The organism is Streptomyces sp. NPDC059201 (genome assembly GCF_042754585.1).
GTDB lineage: Bacteria > Actinomycetota > Actinomycetes > Streptomycetales > Streptomycetaceae > Streptomyces.
The window spans coordinates 1,309,859-1,323,899 of sequence record NZ_JBHZBB010000001.1 but is presented as its reverse complement, the minus strand read 5'-3'; the positions used below and the strand labels follow the sequence as shown (position 1 = coordinate 1,323,899).

The 14,041-nt window shown below is 75.8% G+C and carries 16 protein-coding genes and 1 pseudogene; 12 read left to right on the top strand and 5 right to left on the bottom strand.

The genetic code is table 11. The features are described from left to right. Positions 1-197: 197 nt before the first annotated feature. The 3 genes from ACFXMG_RS05865 (at position 198) to ACFXMG_RS05855 (ending at position 1,838) form a co-directional block, all read left to right on the top strand. Positions 198-527 carry a hypothetical protein gene (locus ACFXMG_RS05865; RefSeq protein ID WP_383823985.1) on the top strand — a complete coding sequence of 110 codons (330 nt, stop codon included), beginning with the start codon at positions 198-200 and terminating at the stop codon, positions 525-527. Between the two features lie 90 nt (positions 528-617). Continuing rightward, on the top strand, positions 618-1,535 hold the full coding sequence (locus tag ACFXMG_RS05860) for a glutaminase (protein ID WP_383823983.1): 918 nt from the start codon (positions 618-620) through the stop codon (positions 1,533-1,535). 96 nt (positions 1,536-1,631) lie between these two features. Continuing rightward, positions 1,632-1,838 (top strand): cold-shock protein, encoded by a 207-nt coding sequence (locus tag ACFXMG_RS05855; RefSeq protein ID WP_383823980.1) that lies wholly within the window; start codon positions 1,632-1,634, stop codon positions 1,836-1,838. Between the two features lie 69 nt (positions 1,839-1,907). Here ACFXMG_RS05855 and ACFXMG_RS05850 read toward each other — a convergent pair whose 3' ends face one another. Beyond that, positions 1,908-2,960 (bottom strand): alpha/beta hydrolase, encoded by a 1,053-nt coding sequence (locus ACFXMG_RS05850; RefSeq protein ID WP_383823977.1) that lies wholly within the window; start codon positions 2,958-2,960, stop codon positions 1,908-1,910. 99 nt (positions 2,961-3,059) lie between these two features. Here ACFXMG_RS05850 and ACFXMG_RS05845 point away from each other — a divergent pair, with 99 nt between their 5' ends. Further along, the gene (locus ACFXMG_RS05845) at positions 3,060-3,632 is read left to right on the top strand and encodes a GNAT family N-acetyltransferase (protein ID WP_383823975.1); all 573 of its coding nucleotides are present in this window, start codon (positions 3,060-3,062) and stop codon (positions 3,630-3,632) included. Positions 3,633-3,800: 168 nt separating this feature from the next. Beyond that, complete coding sequence (rox, locus tag ACFXMG_RS05840) at positions 3,801-5,234, top strand: rifampin monooxygenase (protein ID WP_383823972.1); 1,434 nt, start codon at positions 3,801-3,803, stop codon at positions 5,232-5,234. 62 nt (positions 5,235-5,296) lie between these two features. Here rox and ACFXMG_RS05835 read toward each other — a convergent pair whose 3' ends face one another. Next, positions 5,297-5,644 (bottom strand): hypothetical protein, encoded by a 348-nt coding sequence (locus ACFXMG_RS05835; RefSeq protein ID WP_383823969.1) that lies wholly within the window; start codon positions 5,642-5,644, stop codon positions 5,297-5,299. Between the two features lie 35 nt (positions 5,645-5,679). Here ACFXMG_RS05835 and ACFXMG_RS05830 point away from each other — a divergent pair. The 7 genes and pseudogenes from ACFXMG_RS05830 to ACFXMG_RS05800 form a co-directional block, all read left to right on the top strand. Then, a pseudogene (locus tag ACFXMG_RS05830) lies at positions 5,680-5,832 on the top strand (helix-turn-helix domain-containing protein); the annotation flags it as partial. A gap of 139 nt (positions 5,833-5,971) precedes the next feature. Next, a complete protein-coding gene (locus ACFXMG_RS05825; protein WP_383823967.1) occupies positions 5,972-6,379 on the top strand; it encodes an STAS domain-containing protein in 408 nt (135 codons plus the stop codon). A 22-nt stretch (positions 6,380-6,401) separates the two neighbouring features. Further along, complete coding sequence (locus ACFXMG_RS05820) at positions 6,402-6,950, top strand: PadR family transcriptional regulator (RefSeq protein ID WP_383823965.1); 549 nt, start codon at positions 6,402-6,404, stop codon at positions 6,948-6,950. Positions 6,951-7,076: 126 nt separating this feature from the next. Continuing rightward, positions 7,077-8,261 (top strand): DUF2306 domain-containing protein, encoded by a 1,185-nt coding sequence (locus ACFXMG_RS05815; protein WP_384900213.1) that lies wholly within the window; start codon positions 7,077-7,079, stop codon positions 8,259-8,261. Continuing rightward, positions 8,258-9,127, top strand: coding sequence for a hypothetical protein (locus tag ACFXMG_RS05810; protein WP_383823961.1), 870 nt, complete (start codon positions 8,258-8,260; stop codon positions 9,125-9,127). Before ACFXMG_RS05815 ends, ACFXMG_RS05810 begins: the two co-directional genes overlap by 4 nt. Before the next feature lie 136 nt (positions 9,128-9,263). Beyond that, positions 9,264-9,914, top strand: a complete 651-nt coding sequence (locus ACFXMG_RS05805) for an isochorismatase family protein (protein ID WP_383823959.1) — start codon at positions 9,264-9,266, stop codon at positions 9,912-9,914. Beyond that, positions 9,911-10,447, top strand: a complete 537-nt coding sequence (locus ACFXMG_RS05800; protein WP_383823957.1) for a GNAT family N-acetyltransferase — start codon at positions 9,911-9,913, stop codon at positions 10,445-10,447. Before ACFXMG_RS05805 ends, ACFXMG_RS05800 begins: the two co-directional genes overlap by 4 nt. Here the strand turns inward: ACFXMG_RS05800 and ACFXMG_RS05795 are convergent. From ACFXMG_RS05795 to ACFXMG_RS05785, 3 genes are read right to left on the bottom strand one after another with little or no spacing between them, the layout of a single operon-like run. Next, entirely contained in the window at positions 10,444-11,025 is a 582-nt protein-coding gene (locus ACFXMG_RS05795) for a carboxymuconolactone decarboxylase family protein (protein ID WP_383823955.1), read from the bottom strand. The two genes, ACFXMG_RS05800 and ACFXMG_RS05795, sit on opposite strands and share 4 nt — an antisense overlap. Then, entirely contained in the window at positions 11,022-12,335 is a 1,314-nt protein-coding gene (locus tag ACFXMG_RS05790; RefSeq protein WP_383823952.1) for a cytochrome P450, read from the bottom strand. Before ACFXMG_RS05790 ends, ACFXMG_RS05795 begins: the two co-directional genes overlap by 4 nt. Continuing rightward, positions 12,335-13,987 (bottom strand): FAD-dependent monooxygenase, encoded by a 1,653-nt coding sequence (locus ACFXMG_RS05785; protein WP_383823950.1) that lies wholly within the window; start codon positions 13,985-13,987, stop codon positions 12,335-12,337. Before ACFXMG_RS05785 ends, ACFXMG_RS05790 begins: the two co-directional genes overlap by 1 nt. Positions 13,988-14,041 lie beyond the last annotated feature (54 nt).

Here is a 14,041-nt window from a genome sequence, read left to right as displayed (position 1 = left end):
TGGGGGGGCCCGGCGGCGGGGGCGGCGGGGGGGGGGGGCGGGGGGCGGGGGGGGCGGGCGGGCCCCGCGCCCCCCACTCGGGGGGCGCGGGGGCGCGCGGCGACGGAGGACCGCGCTCCGTTGTCCGGATCCCGGCGCCCGCCCTACGGTCGTGTCACCGGCCGGACCGGCCGGACAGCGCACCGTTGGGGGTGACCGTGAGGCTCCGTCTCATCTCGCTCTACTGCTCCAAGACCGAGGACGACCACGGCGAGGACGAACAGCGACTGCTGGTCAACGGCGTCCAGGTGTGGGGCGCCGAATCGCCGGGCCTGAACAACCGGCAGACCGCCGACCTCACCGCCGTACCACCCGTCCCATTCGGCACGCGCGCGCGTGTCGAGCTCCTCGACCACGACACGCCGGACGACGACGACCTGCTCGGGCGCTTCTACGCCGGGCCGGCCATGGTGGGCCTCGGGGAGCTGGAGTACAAGTTCACCGAGGACGACGCCGACTACACCCTCACCTACGAGGTCCTCGCCTGAGGACACCGGGCCCGGGCCGGCCGACGCGAGCGTCCGGCCGACGGAAGCGTCCGGCCGACGGGAACGTCCGCCCGACCGCATCATGTGATCATGATGCAGTCCTTCCTCCCCGTCCTCGAACGCGTCTCCGAGGAGATCGGGGGTCTCGCCGGCCGGGGCCGTCCCGCCGACTACATCCCGGCGCTCGCCGCCGGGGACCCGAACCTCTTCGGGATGGCCGTGGCGGAGCTGGACGGCAGCGTGTACGGGGTGGGGGAGTGGCAGCGGCCCTTCTCCACCCAGTCCGTCACCAAGGTCTTCACCCTCGCGCTCGCCCTCGCCAAGGAGGGCGACACGCTGTGGGAGCACGTGGGCCGCGAACCCTCCGGCAACCCCTTCAACTCGCTCGTGCAACTGGAGTACGAGCAGGGCATCCCGCGCAACCCGTTCATCAACGCGGGCGCGCTCGTCGTCACCGACCGCCTCCACCGACTCACCGGCGACGCCTCCGGCAGCCTGCGGGACTTCCTGCGCACCGAGAGCGGCGACCACGACCTCGACTTCGACCGGGACGTGGCCGCCTCCGAGACCGAGCACGGCGACCGCAACGCGGCCCTCGCCCACTTCATGGCCTCGTACGGCAACATCGCCACCCCCGTCCCCACCCTCCTGCGCGAGTACTTCCGGCAGTGCTCGATCGAGGCGTCCTGCGCCGACCTCGCCGTCGCCACCGGCTTCCTCGCCCGGCACGGCATCCGGGCGGACGGCAGCCGGCTCCTCACCCGCAGCCAGGCCAAGCAGATCAACGCCGTCATGCTCACCTGCGGCACCTACGACGCCGCCGGCGACTTCGCCTACCGCGTCGGACTCCCCGGGAAGAGCGGCGTCGGCGGCGCGATCATCGCCGTCGTGCCCGGCCGCTGCACCCTGTGCGTGTGGAGCCCGGGACTCGACGAGCGCGGCAACTCGGTCGCCGGCGTCTTCGCCCTCGACCGCTTCACCACCATCACCGGCCTCTCCGTCTTCTGATACGCCGCCGCTCCCCGTCCCGGCTGGCGGGGGCGTCCCGGGCGGGGTACAGATCCGGTGGGGGCGCCGTGAGCGCCCGGAGCGAAGGAGGTCGCCGTGGAGCACCGCACCACCGGATTCGTGCAGTCCTTCAACCGCCGCGCCGGATACGGGTTCGTGCTGACCGTCGGATCCGAGGAACCCGTCTTCTTCCGGGCGGAGGACGTCGAGGGCGGCGTCCGCGCCCTCTCCGAGGGGCAGCAGGTCACCTTCGTCCTGGTCCTCGGCGAGGGCCGCTTCGAGGCCCGCGAACTGCGCACCTGACCCGCGCCGCCCCCTCCTCCGTACGGAGCAGCGCCCGCCGCCCGGTCACGGCACCCCACCGGGTGTCCGTCACCGGCCCGGCAGGTCCAGGGTCCGGCGGAGCCAGGCGGTGCGGGCGGCGGTCGCCTCCCGGCTGAGCGCCGCCCCGGGGGCGAAGGTGTCGAAGCCGTGGTACGCCCCCGGCCACACGTGCAGCTCGGCCCGGCCGCCCGCCCGCCACAGGCGGTCCGCGTAGCTCACCGCCTCGTCGCGGAAAAGCTCGGCCGAGCCGACGTCGAGATAGGCCGGCGGCAGCCCGGACAGGTCCCCGGCGCGGGCCGCCGCCGCGTACGGCGGCACGTCCTCGGAGCCGTACGCCCCGCCCAGGTACGCCTGCCAGGCGGTCGCGCCCGAGACCCGGTCCCAGGTGTCGACGCCGTCCTGCGTGCGGACGGACTCCGTGGCGGCGCGGTCGTCGAGCATCGGGGACAGCAGCAGCTGGCCGGCGGGCCGGGGGCCGCCCCGGTCGCGGAGCAGCAGGGTGAGCGCGGCGGCGAGCCCGCCGCCCGCGCTCTTCCCGCCGACGACGATCCGGTCCGGGTCGACGCCCAGCCGCCCGGCGTGCGCGACGGCCCACTCCAGGCCGGCCCGGCAGTCCTCCAGGGCCGCCGGATAGCGGGCCGCGGGGGCGAGCCGGTACGCGACGGAGACCACCGCGAGCCCGAGCGGCCCGGCCCAGGACCGCAGCACCCGCGGCAGCACCGACCGGGCGTTGCCCATGACGAGCCCGCCGCCGTGCAGGTAGTACAGGAGCGGCAGCGGTCCCTCGGCCCCGGCCGGCCGGGCGTGCACCAGTGTGACCTCGGGGGCCCCGGGCGGACCCGGCACCCGCACCTCCCGGACGGCGAAGGCACCGCCGTCGGACAGCTCCCGCAGCGACGGCATCGGGCGCGCGGCGGCGTCCCGCGCCTGCCGCTCGGCGAGGTTCCCGGGCGTGAGCGGGTCCCGGGCCCGCCCGCCCGACGCGGCGAGCACGGCGGCGAGTTCGGGATCGAGCGGTACGGCTCCGGTGGCTTCGGCGTTCCTGGCTTCGGCGTTCTCGGCTCCGGAGTTCCCGGCGGCGGCGTTCTCGGATCGGTCCATGACAAGGCACCGTACGGCCTGCCGGTGACGAGGCGTACGGCCTGCCGGTGACGAGGCGTACGGCCTGCCGGTCCGCGGCGCCCGTGCCAGGGTGGAGGCATGAGCATCGAAGTGCGCCCGGCCTCCGTCTACGAGGACGTCCGGGCGGTGATCGGCCCCAAGTCGCCCACCGCGAACGTCTGTTTCTGCCTGAGCTACCGCATCCCGTCCAAGCTGAACAACGAGCTGCGCGGCCCGGCCCGGGGCGAGTACGTCGAGGGCCTGTGCGCCCTGGAGCCCCCGCCGGGCGTCCTCGCCTACGACGGCGACGAGCCGGCCGGCTGGGCCGCCGTGGCGCCCCGCTCGGAGACCACCTTCGCCCACAGCCGGAAGATCCCGCACGTCGACGACCTGCCTGTCTGGTCGCTGTGGTGCGTCCGGGTCCGCCCCGGCCACCGCAAGCAGGGCGTCAGCCACGCCCTGATCGAGGGCGCGGTCGCGTTCGCCCGCGCGCACGGGGCGCCGGCGGTGGAGGCGTACCCGCTGGACAACGGCGACGCGCGCGTGGACATGACGATGGCGTACGCGGGGCTGCGGAAGAACTTCGAACGCGCGGGCTTCGTGAAGGCGGCGGACACCACCTCGGTCCTCGCGGGCCATCCCCGGATCCTGATGCGGCTCGACCTGAGCTGACGGATACGGCGAAGGCGGGGCATGGCAAATCGGGGACATGGCGAAGGCGGGGAACCGTGCGGTTCCTCGCCCTCTTCAACGTATAGCGCACGGGGGGCCTTGCCGCAAGGCCCCCGTCATGACGCAGAATCGGCGGCTGAACAGCACAAACAGATGGGGGAACGTTTCATGTTCGATGCCGATGTCCTGGTGATCGGCGGCGGGCCGACCGGGCTCACGCTCGCGTCCGAGCTGCGCCTGTGGGGCCTGCGGCCGCTCGTCGTGGAGAAGGCGGCCGAGCCGAGCGGCCACAGCCGCGCGCTCGGGCTCCACGCCCGCAGCATCGAGGTGATGGACCAGCGCGGGCTCCTCGACCGTTTCCTCGCGCGCGGGCAGCAGTACCGGGTCGGCGGCTTCTTCGCCGGTCTCGGCACCACCTGGCCCGAGGGGCTGGACACCGCCCACTCGTACGTCCTCGGCATCCCGCAGAACGTCACCGAGGAACTTCTCGACGAGCACGCCCGCGAGCTGGGCGTGGAGTTCCGGCGCGGTCAGGAGCTCGTCGGGCTCGTCCAGGACGAGGAGGGCGTGACGGCGGAGCTCGCCGGGGGCGGCGTCCTGCGCGCCCGCTGGCTTGTCGGCTGCGACGGCGGCCGCAGCACCGTGCGCGCCCTGACCGGGATCGGCTTCCCCGGGCTGCCCGCGCGGCACGAGACGCTGATCGCCGAGGTGCGGATCGGGGTCCCGTGGGAGGAGGTCGTCCCGGTGGTGGCCGAGGTCCGCAAGACGCAGATGCGGTACGGCGTGATGCCGCTCGGGGACGGCCTGTACCGGGTGGTCGTGCCCGCCGCCGGTCTCTCCGACGACCGGTCCGCGCCCACCCTCGACGAGCTGAGGGAGCGTCTGACGGCGGTGGGCGCCACCGACTTCGGGGTGCGCGAGCCGCGCTGGCTGTCCCGCTTCGGGGACGGCACCCGGCAGGCCGAGCGGTACCGCGAGGGCCGGGTGCTGCTGGCCGGCGACGCCGCCCACATCCACCCGCCGACCGGCGGCCAGGGCCTCAACCTCGGGGTGCAGGACGCCTTCAACCTCGGCTGGAAGCTGGCCGGCGAGGTGCTGGGCTGGGCGCCGGACGGGCTGCTCGACACGTACCACTCCGAGCGCCACCCGGTGGCCGCCGCCGTGCTCGACAACACCCGCGCGCAGATGGAGCTGATGTCTGAGGAGCCGGGGGCGCGGGCGGTGCGCCGGCTGCTGGCGGAGCTGATGGAGTTCGACGAGGTCAACCGGTTCCTGATCGGGAAGATCACCGCGATCGACCTCCGCTACGACTGCGGCGAGGGCCACGAGCTGCTCGGACGGCGCCTGAAGGACGTGCCGCTGAAGGAGGGCCGGCTGTACGAGGCGGCGCGCGCCGGGCGCGGACTCCTCCTCGACCGCACCGGGGCGCTCGCGGTGACGGGCTGGGAGGACCGGGTCGAGCGCGTCACCGGGGCCGGTGAAGAGCCGGACGTGCCGGCGGCGCTGCTGCGGCCCGACGGGCACGTGGTCTGGGTCGGCGACGACGCGGAGGGGCTGCGGGAGAGTCTGGAGCGGTGGTTCGGGGAGCCCACCATCGGCTGACGGTAGGCGAGCCCGCCCCTCCCCGGTGGGGGGAGGGGCGGGCCCGGTCGTCGCCGGCCCGGTCAGCAGGAGGGGCGCTGGGCGTGGGCCGGGTCCAGGGCGTTGAGGACGAGCCGGGTCGCGACGTCGTTGTAGACGATCCCGAGGTGCTCGGTGAACTCGGCGGGGCAGGCGTCCTGGACCCGCTGGTTGACGACGTTCGGCGCGGGGGCGAGGAAGGACGAGGTGTACGGGGTGACCACCTCGTCGTAGCGGCTGGCGATCACCGTGTACGAGACCGCCGGGTGCGTCTCGCCGCCCGCGTTGAGGCCGCGGAGGAAGTCGGAGCCGGTGATCTGCTGGGAGCAGGCCGTGCAGGCGAGCCCGAGGAGTTCGTCGCCGCCGGGGAAGGCGCGGGCGAGCAGCCCCATGCCCCACAGCGAGGTGCCGTACCGCCCCCGAGGTCGCGCGCGCCCTCGGCGTCCATCCGCAGACCGCCCGCCGCCGGCTGCGTCAGCTCGATGCGCTGCTCGGCGACCGGCTCGCCGACCCCGCCTTCCGTTTCGAGGCGCTGCTGGCCCTGCGTACCCGCACCCTCCTCGGGGAGCCGCGCCCGTGAACCCCTCGCGCGCCTGTCCGGCAAACCTTTGGACGCGTATTCACCGGATCAGGTGACTGAGGCCGAGGCGAAACGTCCCTCCCGCCCGGCCTGCGGCCACGCTCGACGTGACACTTGGACCCACCCTGTGGAGCGTCCGATGCAGCTGATCCCCCGTCACGACCCCCACCTCGCCGTCCGCACGGCCGGCGCCCTGACCGTCGCCGTCCTCCGCGGCGAACTGGACCTCGTCCTCGTCCGCCACCTGCGACCCGAACTCGACGCCCTCCTGCGCGAGGCCGACGCCCTCGCCGTCGACATCCGCCCGCTCGGCTTCTGCGACGCGACAGGCCTCGGCCTGCTCGCCCACTGCGCCCGGAGCGCCCGCGAGCGCGGGGCGCACTGGCAGCTCGTCTGCGACCAGCCGTGGATCCTCCGCCTGGTCCGCCTCACCGGCCTCGACGAGCTGCTGCGCCCCGAACCCGCCCTGCGCCCGCTGCCCGCGCCTCCGCTGCCCGTGCCGCCACTGTCCTGCGGCCCGCGCGCGCGGGCGGAACACCCGGTCTGAGGCCCCGCGATACGGTCGCCGCATGTCTGAAGTCCGGCTGACCACGCCCTCCTTCCTCGTCCTCGGCATCATCGACAAACTGGGCGAGGCCAGTCCGTACGACGTCAAGGTCGAGGCCGCGCGGACCGTCGCCCCCTTCTGGTCCGTGCCGCACGCGCAGGTCTACGCCCAGTGCGACCGCCTGCTGGAGGCCGGACTGCTCTCGGAGGTGCGCCAGGAGGGCGGCCGGAACCGGCGGCTGATGCGCCTCACCGACGAGGGCGCGGCGGCGCTGCGCGACTGGCTCGCCGACCCCGCCTTCGTCCCCGTCGAGGCGCGCGAGCGGGGCATCCTCAAGCTCTGGTTCGGGGCGAGCCCGCGCGTCCACGCCCCGGTCCAGGGCGCCGAGCACCGGCGCACCCTGGAGGAGTACGAGGGACTCGCCGGGGAGGTCGGCGAGCTGCTGACGCGCGGCCAGCGCGAGGCGCTGGAGTTCGGCATCCGGTACGAGCGGATGATGGTCGACTTCTGGAGCTGGGTCGAGAGCCGCGAACCCGAGGGGCCCGGCACGGACAGCACTGACCCCCGGTAACCCCTCTTTGTTACCGACCGGTTGACCACGGACCGGAGCCGGCCCTACCGTCCTCCATAGTCCAGAGAGGACTATCGCAGAGGGGGAGCCGCCATGGGGCGTCCGACCAGCACCAGACGCGGAAGGGTGGCCATCGTCGCGCTGACGGCGGTCTGCCTCGCCTACGCGCCGATCGCGTTCACCGAGCTGTGGCCCTACGCCCGCCCCGGCGCGCCCGCCCTCGGCGAGTGGCTCCTCGGCCGCACGGTCTCGCCGGAGTTCGTCGCCGAAGCCGTCCGCGACCGCCTGGGGCCGTACGAGCGCAGCCTCGTCCCGCTGATCGTCCACTCCGTCCTGGGCGGCCTGCTGATGCTCCTGGGCCCCGTCCAACTGCTCACCGCCGTCCGCCGCCGCATCCGCCTCCACCGGACCCTCGGCGTGGTCTTCGCCGCGACCGTGTACGTGTCGATGGCCGGCGCGGCCGTCTACCTGGTCCGCACGCCGCCGGAGCGGGCGTTCAGCGGCGCGGCCTTCTGGATCGTGCTCGCCGTCATCCTCGTCGGCACGGTCGGCAGCGTCACCTTCGGCATCCTCGCCGCCTACAAGGGCTTCCCCGACCTGCACCAGCGCTGGCTGCTCCTCTGCTACGCCTTCCTGATGACCGCCCCGCTGCTCCGCCTCGAATGGGGCTTCCTCCCCACGCTCTACCCCGGCCTGTCCATCCAGGACGTCAACCGGGTCGCGATCATGCACCTGGGCGCGCTCGTCTCCTTCGGCGCGCTGCTCGCCACCCGCGCCCTCGACCGGCGCACCTCCGTCCCCGGCCTCACCGGCACCTGGGCCCCCGGACCGGTGATGGTCCTCGCCCACCTCGCGGGCGCCGCCGGACTCGCCGCGCTCGTCCCCGCCTTCCTCGGCGAGGGCACCGAGGGCCGCCGGCTGCTCCTCGCCTACCTGGTGCCGTACGCCGTCACGTACGCCGTCCTCGCCGCGCGTGCCGCCGGCGCGCGCCGCGCGGGCAACGGCTGGGCCCGCGAGGAGTGGCGCCTCCACCTCGCCGCGCTGCTCCTCGCGCCCGCCTTCTCGGCGGTCATGGTGCCCGTTCTGGAACGGGCCATGGACCTGGACAGGGCGACGGCCCTCGTCGCCGCCGCGGGCATCGGCTGCGGCATGCTCGCCTACACCGCCGTCACCGTGGTCAGCCTCCGCGTCCTCGCCGGACGCGAACTCCTGCGCCGCCGCGAGGCCCAGGCGCCCCCGCCCGCCGGACCGGCCGCGGCGGAGGGCGCCCTCACCGGCGCGGGCGCGGGCGCGGGGGAGGAGGGCCGATGAGCGCGCCCGCCGTCTCGGCCGCCCCCGGCCGCGCGCTGTCCCCCGCCGTCGCCGTCCTGAGCACGGTCGTCGCCGTCGTCAGCCTCGGCGTCGGCTCGCTCCTCGCGGTCGCCGGGATCGCCGGGTACGCGGTCGGCGCCTGGGCCTCGCCGGAACCGCTCAGCCCCGGACTCATCGGCGCGGCCATGGTGGGCGTCGCCCCCGGGCTGTTCACCCTCGGCCGGGCCGGCACCTGGGAGGAGGCGCGGGGCCTGTACCTGCCGCTGGTCGTGGTCATGGTCGGCCTGTGCGCGGTCACCCTCCTCAACGCGGGCACCCTCCGCGTCGCCGAGGGCGGCCCGCTCTTCCTGGTCCTCTTCAGCCTCGGCTGGGTGCCGGTCGTGGCCGTCCTGGCGCTGGCCTCGGTCGGCTGCCTCGCCGCCCAGTACCGGGGACCGGCCGCCGATCCGTCGCGCCCTCCGGCGGCGGCCGCCGTCCCGATGCCCGGCTGGTCCAAGCCGCTGCTCGCGGTCCTGGGCTCGGGATGGCTCGGCATCGGCGCCGGGCTGCTCTTCCTCCCCGGCTTCTGGAGCGCGTTCGTGCCGTGGACGGTGAACCGCGCCGACGCCCAGGGCCTCGGCGTCTGGGCGCTCTCGCTCGGCGTCGGCGTCCTCACCTCGCTCGCCGAGGACGACCTGACGCGCAGCCGCCCCGCCCTGCGGGCCGTCCCCGCCGTCGCGGTCGCCTGCGGGATCCTGCTCGCCGCCCGCGCCCCGGCCGTGGACTGGGGCTCCGGCGGCGCCGTCTCGCTCCTCGCCCTGCTCTGCGGGCTGTTCGTGACCGGGGCGACCGGGCATCTGCTGCTGAGGCGCGCGGCTTCGGAGTGAGGGGGCTGGGGGCTGGGGGCTGGGCGCTGGGGGCGGTCTCGGGCTGGGCCTTGGGGGCGGCCTCGGACCGGGCCTCCGGGGCGGGCGGAGGGAAACCCCGTGGAGCGTCCGGGGGCGGGCACGTGATGATGGCCGGATGATCGCGCAGACGCCTCCGCCGCCGCTCCCGCCGCTTCCGTCGCTCCCACCGGTGGACACCCTCATCGTCGTCGACGTCCAGTCGGCCTTCGTCACCGGCGACGGCGCGGTGCCCGACGCCGCCCGGCTCGTCGACCGCACCGCCGGGTTGATCGCCCGGGCCCGCGCCGCCGGCGCGCTCGTCGTCCACCTCCAGAACGACGGGCCGCCCGGCGGGGAGGACGAACCCCACACCCCCGGGTGGGAGTTGCACCACCCCGTCGAGCCCGGCCCGGCCGAGCTCGTCCTCCGCAAGCCGCACGACGACGGCTTCCAGGAGACCGGTCTCGGTGACGTGCTCACGGGGCACGGCACCCGGGCCGTCGCCGTCTGCGGGGTGATGTCGGAGATGTGCGTGCAGGCCACCGCCCGTACCGCGCTCGCCCGCGGCTACCGCGTCGTCGTCCCGTACGACGCCCACGCCACCCAGGACTGCCCGGCCGTCCCCGGCGTCGCCGACGCCGTCCCGGCGGCGGTGGTCTCCCGCGTCGCCGCGTACGCCCTCGGTTCCGACGCCGAGGTCACCGCTCCGGCCGCCGCCGTCTCCTTCGCCGCCCCCGCACCCGCCCTTGCGCCGGTGGCCGACGCCGTGCGGGGGTTCTCCGCGTGACCGCCCTCCGTCGCCGCCCGGCGGGCGAGGCCGACCTCGCCACCCTCGTACGCCTCCGTGACGACGCCGCCCGCTGGATGCTGGCCCAGGGCGTCACCGGCCAGTGGCGGCCCGGGGAGCTGGGCGAGGACCACTTCCGCCGGATCATGGCCCACGGCGAGGTCTGGCTCGCGGAGAGCGGCGGGCGCGTCGCGGGCGCCTGGGAACTGTGGTGGGACGACGAGGCCGCGTGGGGACCCCAGCCGCCCGTCGCCGGATACGTCCACCGCCTCATGGTGGACCGCGCCGCCGCGCCCGGCACCGGGCGGCGGCTGCTGGCGGCGGCCGAGGACCGGGTGGCCGAGGCGGGCCGGACCCGCGTGCGCCTGGACTGCCTGAGCACCAACCCGAAGCTCACCGCCTACTACCGGGACGCCGGCTACCGCGTCGTCGGCCGCAAGGACGGCAAGCCGCAGCCGGACGGACCGGCGAAGTCCTTCACGCTGATGGAGAAGGAACTCCCCGCGCCCGGCGAGGCGAGCGGCGCGGCCTAGCCCTCCGCCTCTTCGGAGACCGTCTCCTCGCCGACGTCCGGCTGGATGCCGGCGAGGAGGTTGAAGGCGCCGGTGAGCAGGTTGAGGCTGACGATCCCGACCACCTCGGCGATGATCCGGTCGCTCCAGCCGTGCGCCCGCACCTCGGCGACGTCCGCGTCGCCGAGCGCGCCCGGTTCGGCGAGGACCTTGAGGGCGAGGGCGATGAGGGCGGCCTCGCGCGGGTCGGTGGAGGTGCCCTGCCGGGCCAGGGCGATGTCCGACTCGCTCAGCCCGGCCGCCCGGCCCGCCGACTCGTGCGCCTCGCGGCAGGTGCCGCAGCCGATCCACTCCTGGACGGCGAGCGACAGCTTCTCGCTCAGCGCGCGCGGGATCTTCACCCGCTTCATCGCGCGCGACAGGCTCAGATAACCCTCGATCATCGCGGGCGAGTGGGCCATCGTGGACACCATCTCGCCCGCCGAGCCGTGCCGTTCGACGATGTCCGCGAGGAGCTCGCGGGCCCGCCCCTGTGCTTGGTCGGGGGTGAGCGCCGGCAGCCGCCGGGGGGTGCGGTGAGTGGTGACGGTGGTGGTCATGGTTCCTCCTCGCGGATACCCTCGGGGGGTATAACGGGGGAGTAGGGGAGATCGTTCCCCGTGTGGAGGACCAGGCGGGACGGCCCGTGGAAGACCCAGTCCGGGGCGTACTCCACCTCGACGAGCGGGCGGGCCTCCGGCCGGAGCAGCGGCAGCCGGTCCAGCAGCACCGCGAGGCCCGTTTCCGCCTCCAGGCGGGCGAGCGCCGCGCCCGCGCAGTAGTGGATGCCGAGGCCGAAGGCGCAGTGCCGGCCGGTGGCCCGGCGGACGTCGAGGACGTCCGGGTCGGGGAAGCGCGCCGGGTCCCGGTGGGCCGAGCCGAGGACCGCCACCAGCCGGTCCCCGCGCCGGACCAGCCGCCCGGCGAGCTCCGTGTCCCGCCACGCCCAGCGGGTCACCATCTGGACCGGCGGGTCGAAGCGCAGGAACTCGTCGACCGCCCCCGCCAGGAGCCCCGGTTCGGCCCGGAGTTCGGCCATCGTCCCGGGCCGCGCGAGGAGCGCGAGGACCGACTTCCCGAGCAGCCCGGTCGTCGTCTCGTGCCCCGCCGTCAGCAGATGGACGCAGGTCGACGCGAGGACGTCCACCGTGAGCGCGTCGTCCTCCCGCCCGGCCCTCGCCAACGCCCCCATCAGGTCGCGCGGTTCCCCGCCGGAGGACCGCCGGGCCGTCAGCTCCGCCGTGAAGTACCGCTCCAGCTCGCCCGCCGCCCGGTCGGCGCGGGCCAGCCCCGCCGGTGAACGGTCGCCCCGCGTGCCGCCCGCCTCCTGGAGCGCCAGCGCCCGCTCCCGGAACCACGGCCACAGCCGCCCCTCCACCCCGAGCACGCGCGCGATGACGAGCAGCGGGAACGGCGCCGCGAACCCCCGCACGAGATCGGCGGCGGGCCGCGCGGCGAGCGGCCCGGCCAGCTCCTCGGCGATCTCCCGCACGGCCGGCCGCAGCCCGGCGACGGCCGCCGCCCCGAGCGGCGGGTTCACCCGGGCCCGCAGCCGGGTGTGCCGGGGCGGGTCGAGGAAGACCAGCCAGTTCTCGACCACCCGGCGCAGCGTCTCGTACCCCTCCGGGACCGGCGCCGCCCGCCCGGTCACCGGCGACCGCCGCCGGTACGCCCGCTCCGCCAGCACCCGCGCCACCTCGGCGTACCCGAAGAGGTACCAGGTGGTGGACCCGGCCCCGGCCCCGTCCGCGCCGCCGGAGGACCGCACCGCGTGGACGGGGTCCCGCTCGCGGTAGCGGCGGTAGACCGGATACGGATCGGCCAGGTCGAGCAGCGCCGGATCGAACGGCGGCAGGACGTCCACGCCCATCACCCACCCCCCTCCGGCGGCGGCGTCGCACCCACGTCGGTCCCGGCCCCGCGCACCAGGTCGGCGAGCCCGCCGGGATCGGCGGGCGGCCGGTGCCCCCGCCACGCGACGTGCCCGTCCGGGCGGACCAGCACGTACGGGTACCCGTACCGCCGCCGCACCTCCCCGCCGGCCGGGGCGCTCCATCCCCGCAACGGCACCCGCCGCTCGGCGAAGGCCCGTTCCAGGGCCTCCGCGCTGCCGGGCCCCGGGCGGAGGAGGGTGAACGCGGGGCCGAAGAGGTCCAGCGTGGACCGCCCGGGCGCCAGCCACACGTGCGGAGCCCGCCCGCCGGGCACGGCCGCCCGATGCCACACGGGGTCGTCGGCACCGTCCGTTCCGTGCAACTCATCGGGTCCGGCGAGGCCGTCGTCCGTGTCCGCCTCCGCGATCACCGGGGACCGGTAGCGGTGGGCGAAGTGGGCGTCGGGTGCGTCGAACTCCCGCCGGGGGTCCGACGCGGCGATCCGCCGGCCGAGGTCCGCGCGGGCCTCCTCGCCGCGCGGTGAGTCCTCCAGGAGCGCCCGCGTGAGGTTCCGGTCCAGGGTGCGGCGCAGATTGCGGTGGCTCTCCTCCAGTCCGGCGAGGGCGACGGGACGCCGTTCGGCCTCGTACGTGTCGAGGAGGTTCGGGCCCGCCCAGCCCGCCAGTTCGGCGGCGAGCTTCCAGCCGAGGTCGGCCGCGTCGCCGATCCCGGTGGCGAGCCCGAAGCCGCCCGAGGGGGAGAGGGTGTGCGCCGCGTCACCGGCGAGCAGGACCCTGCCGTCGCGGTAGTGGGCGGCGACCCGGTGAGTGAGGTGCCACTGCGTGTCCGACAGCACCTCCACCGGCACGTCCACGGCGAGCGCCCGGCGGACCACCCACAGCGCCTCGGCCGGACCCGGGGGGCAGGTCAGCCGGTACAGGTCCCGGCCGTCCATCGCCCGCAGCGGATAGCGCAGCCCGCCCGGCTCGGTCACGAAGTGGACCAGGGCCGCCCGCCCGCCGAGCCTGCCCGCGAGGCCCGGCGCCCGGAAGAGGACGTTCCGCAGGGTGCGGGTGGCGTGCCGCTCCGGCGCGGTGATCCCGCACGCCTTCCGCACCGGCGACGCCGCCCCGTCGCACGCCACCAGGTACCGGGCGCGCACCGTCGTCCGTACCCCCGCCGTGTCCGTCAGGGTGGCCCGCACCCGGTCGGGCGTCTGGTCGAAGCCGGTCAGCCGGGTCCCGAGCCGCACCGGGCCGTCCGGACGGACGCCCAGCCGCCGCGTCAGCAGCGGGACGAGCCAGTGCTGGGGGCAGATCGCCTCGGGCTCCGGCGTGTGCGCGGGCGGGCGCCGCTCGGCGACGGTGCCGAACCGCAGCCGGTGCAGCTCGTGCCCGCCGACCGCCGTCACCCAGGCGACGTCGAGGGTGTGCCCGGACGGCCAGCCCGCGTTCCGGATCGCGTCCGCCACGCCCCAGCGGCGGAACAGCTCCATCGCCCTCGGCCCCACGGTCGACACCTTGGGGTGGGTGACCCGCCCGTCCCCGGCCTCCGCCAGGACGAAGGAGACACCCCGCCGGGCCAGGTCGAGCCCGAGCGCGAGCCCCACCGGCCCGCCGCCCACGACCAGCACCTCCGTCTCCTCCACCGTCTCCCCCCGAGCCGCCCCGGACACCGCCCCGGACACCGGGCCAGGGACCTC

Coding starts and splice junctions, on each gene's coding strand:
- ACFXMG_RS05860 (WP_383823983.1), top strand. CDS start 618: ATGATGCAGTCCTTCCTCCCCGTCCTCGAACGCGTCTCCGAGGAGATC.
- ACFXMG_RS05850 (WP_383823977.1), bottom strand. CDS start 2,960: ATGGACCGATCCGAGAACGCCGCCGCCGGGAACTCCGGAGCCGAGAAC.
- ACFXMG_RS05845 (WP_383823975.1), top strand. CDS start 3,060: ATGAGCATCGAAGTGCGCCCGGCCTCCGTCTACGAGGACGTCCGGGCG.
- rox (WP_383823972.1), top strand. CDS start 3,801: ATGTTCGATGCCGATGTCCTGGTGATCGGCGGCGGGCCGACCGGGCTC.
- ACFXMG_RS05835 (WP_383823969.1), bottom strand. CDS start 5,644: ATGGGGCTGCTCGCCCGCGCCTTCCCCGGCGGCGACGAACTCCTCGGG.
- ACFXMG_RS05825 (WP_383823967.1), top strand. CDS start 5,972: ATGCAGCTGATCCCCCGTCACGACCCCCACCTCGCCGTCCGCACGGCC.
- ACFXMG_RS05820 (WP_383823965.1), top strand. CDS start 6,402: ATGTCTGAAGTCCGGCTGACCACGCCCTCCTTCCTCGTCCTCGGCATC.
- ACFXMG_RS05810 (WP_383823961.1), top strand. CDS start 8,258: ATGAGCGCGCCCGCCGTCTCGGCCGCCCCCGGCCGCGCGCTGTCCCCC.
- ACFXMG_RS05805 (WP_383823959.1), top strand. CDS start 9,264: ATGATCGCGCAGACGCCTCCGCCGCCGCTCCCGCCGCTTCCGTCGCTC.
- ACFXMG_RS05795 (WP_383823955.1), bottom strand. CDS start 11,025: ATGACCACCACCGTCACCACTCACCGCACCCCCCGGCGGCTGCCGGCG.
- ACFXMG_RS05790 (WP_383823952.1), bottom strand. CDS start 12,335: ATGGGCGTGGACGTCCTGCCGCCGTTCGATCCGGCGCTGCTCGACCTG.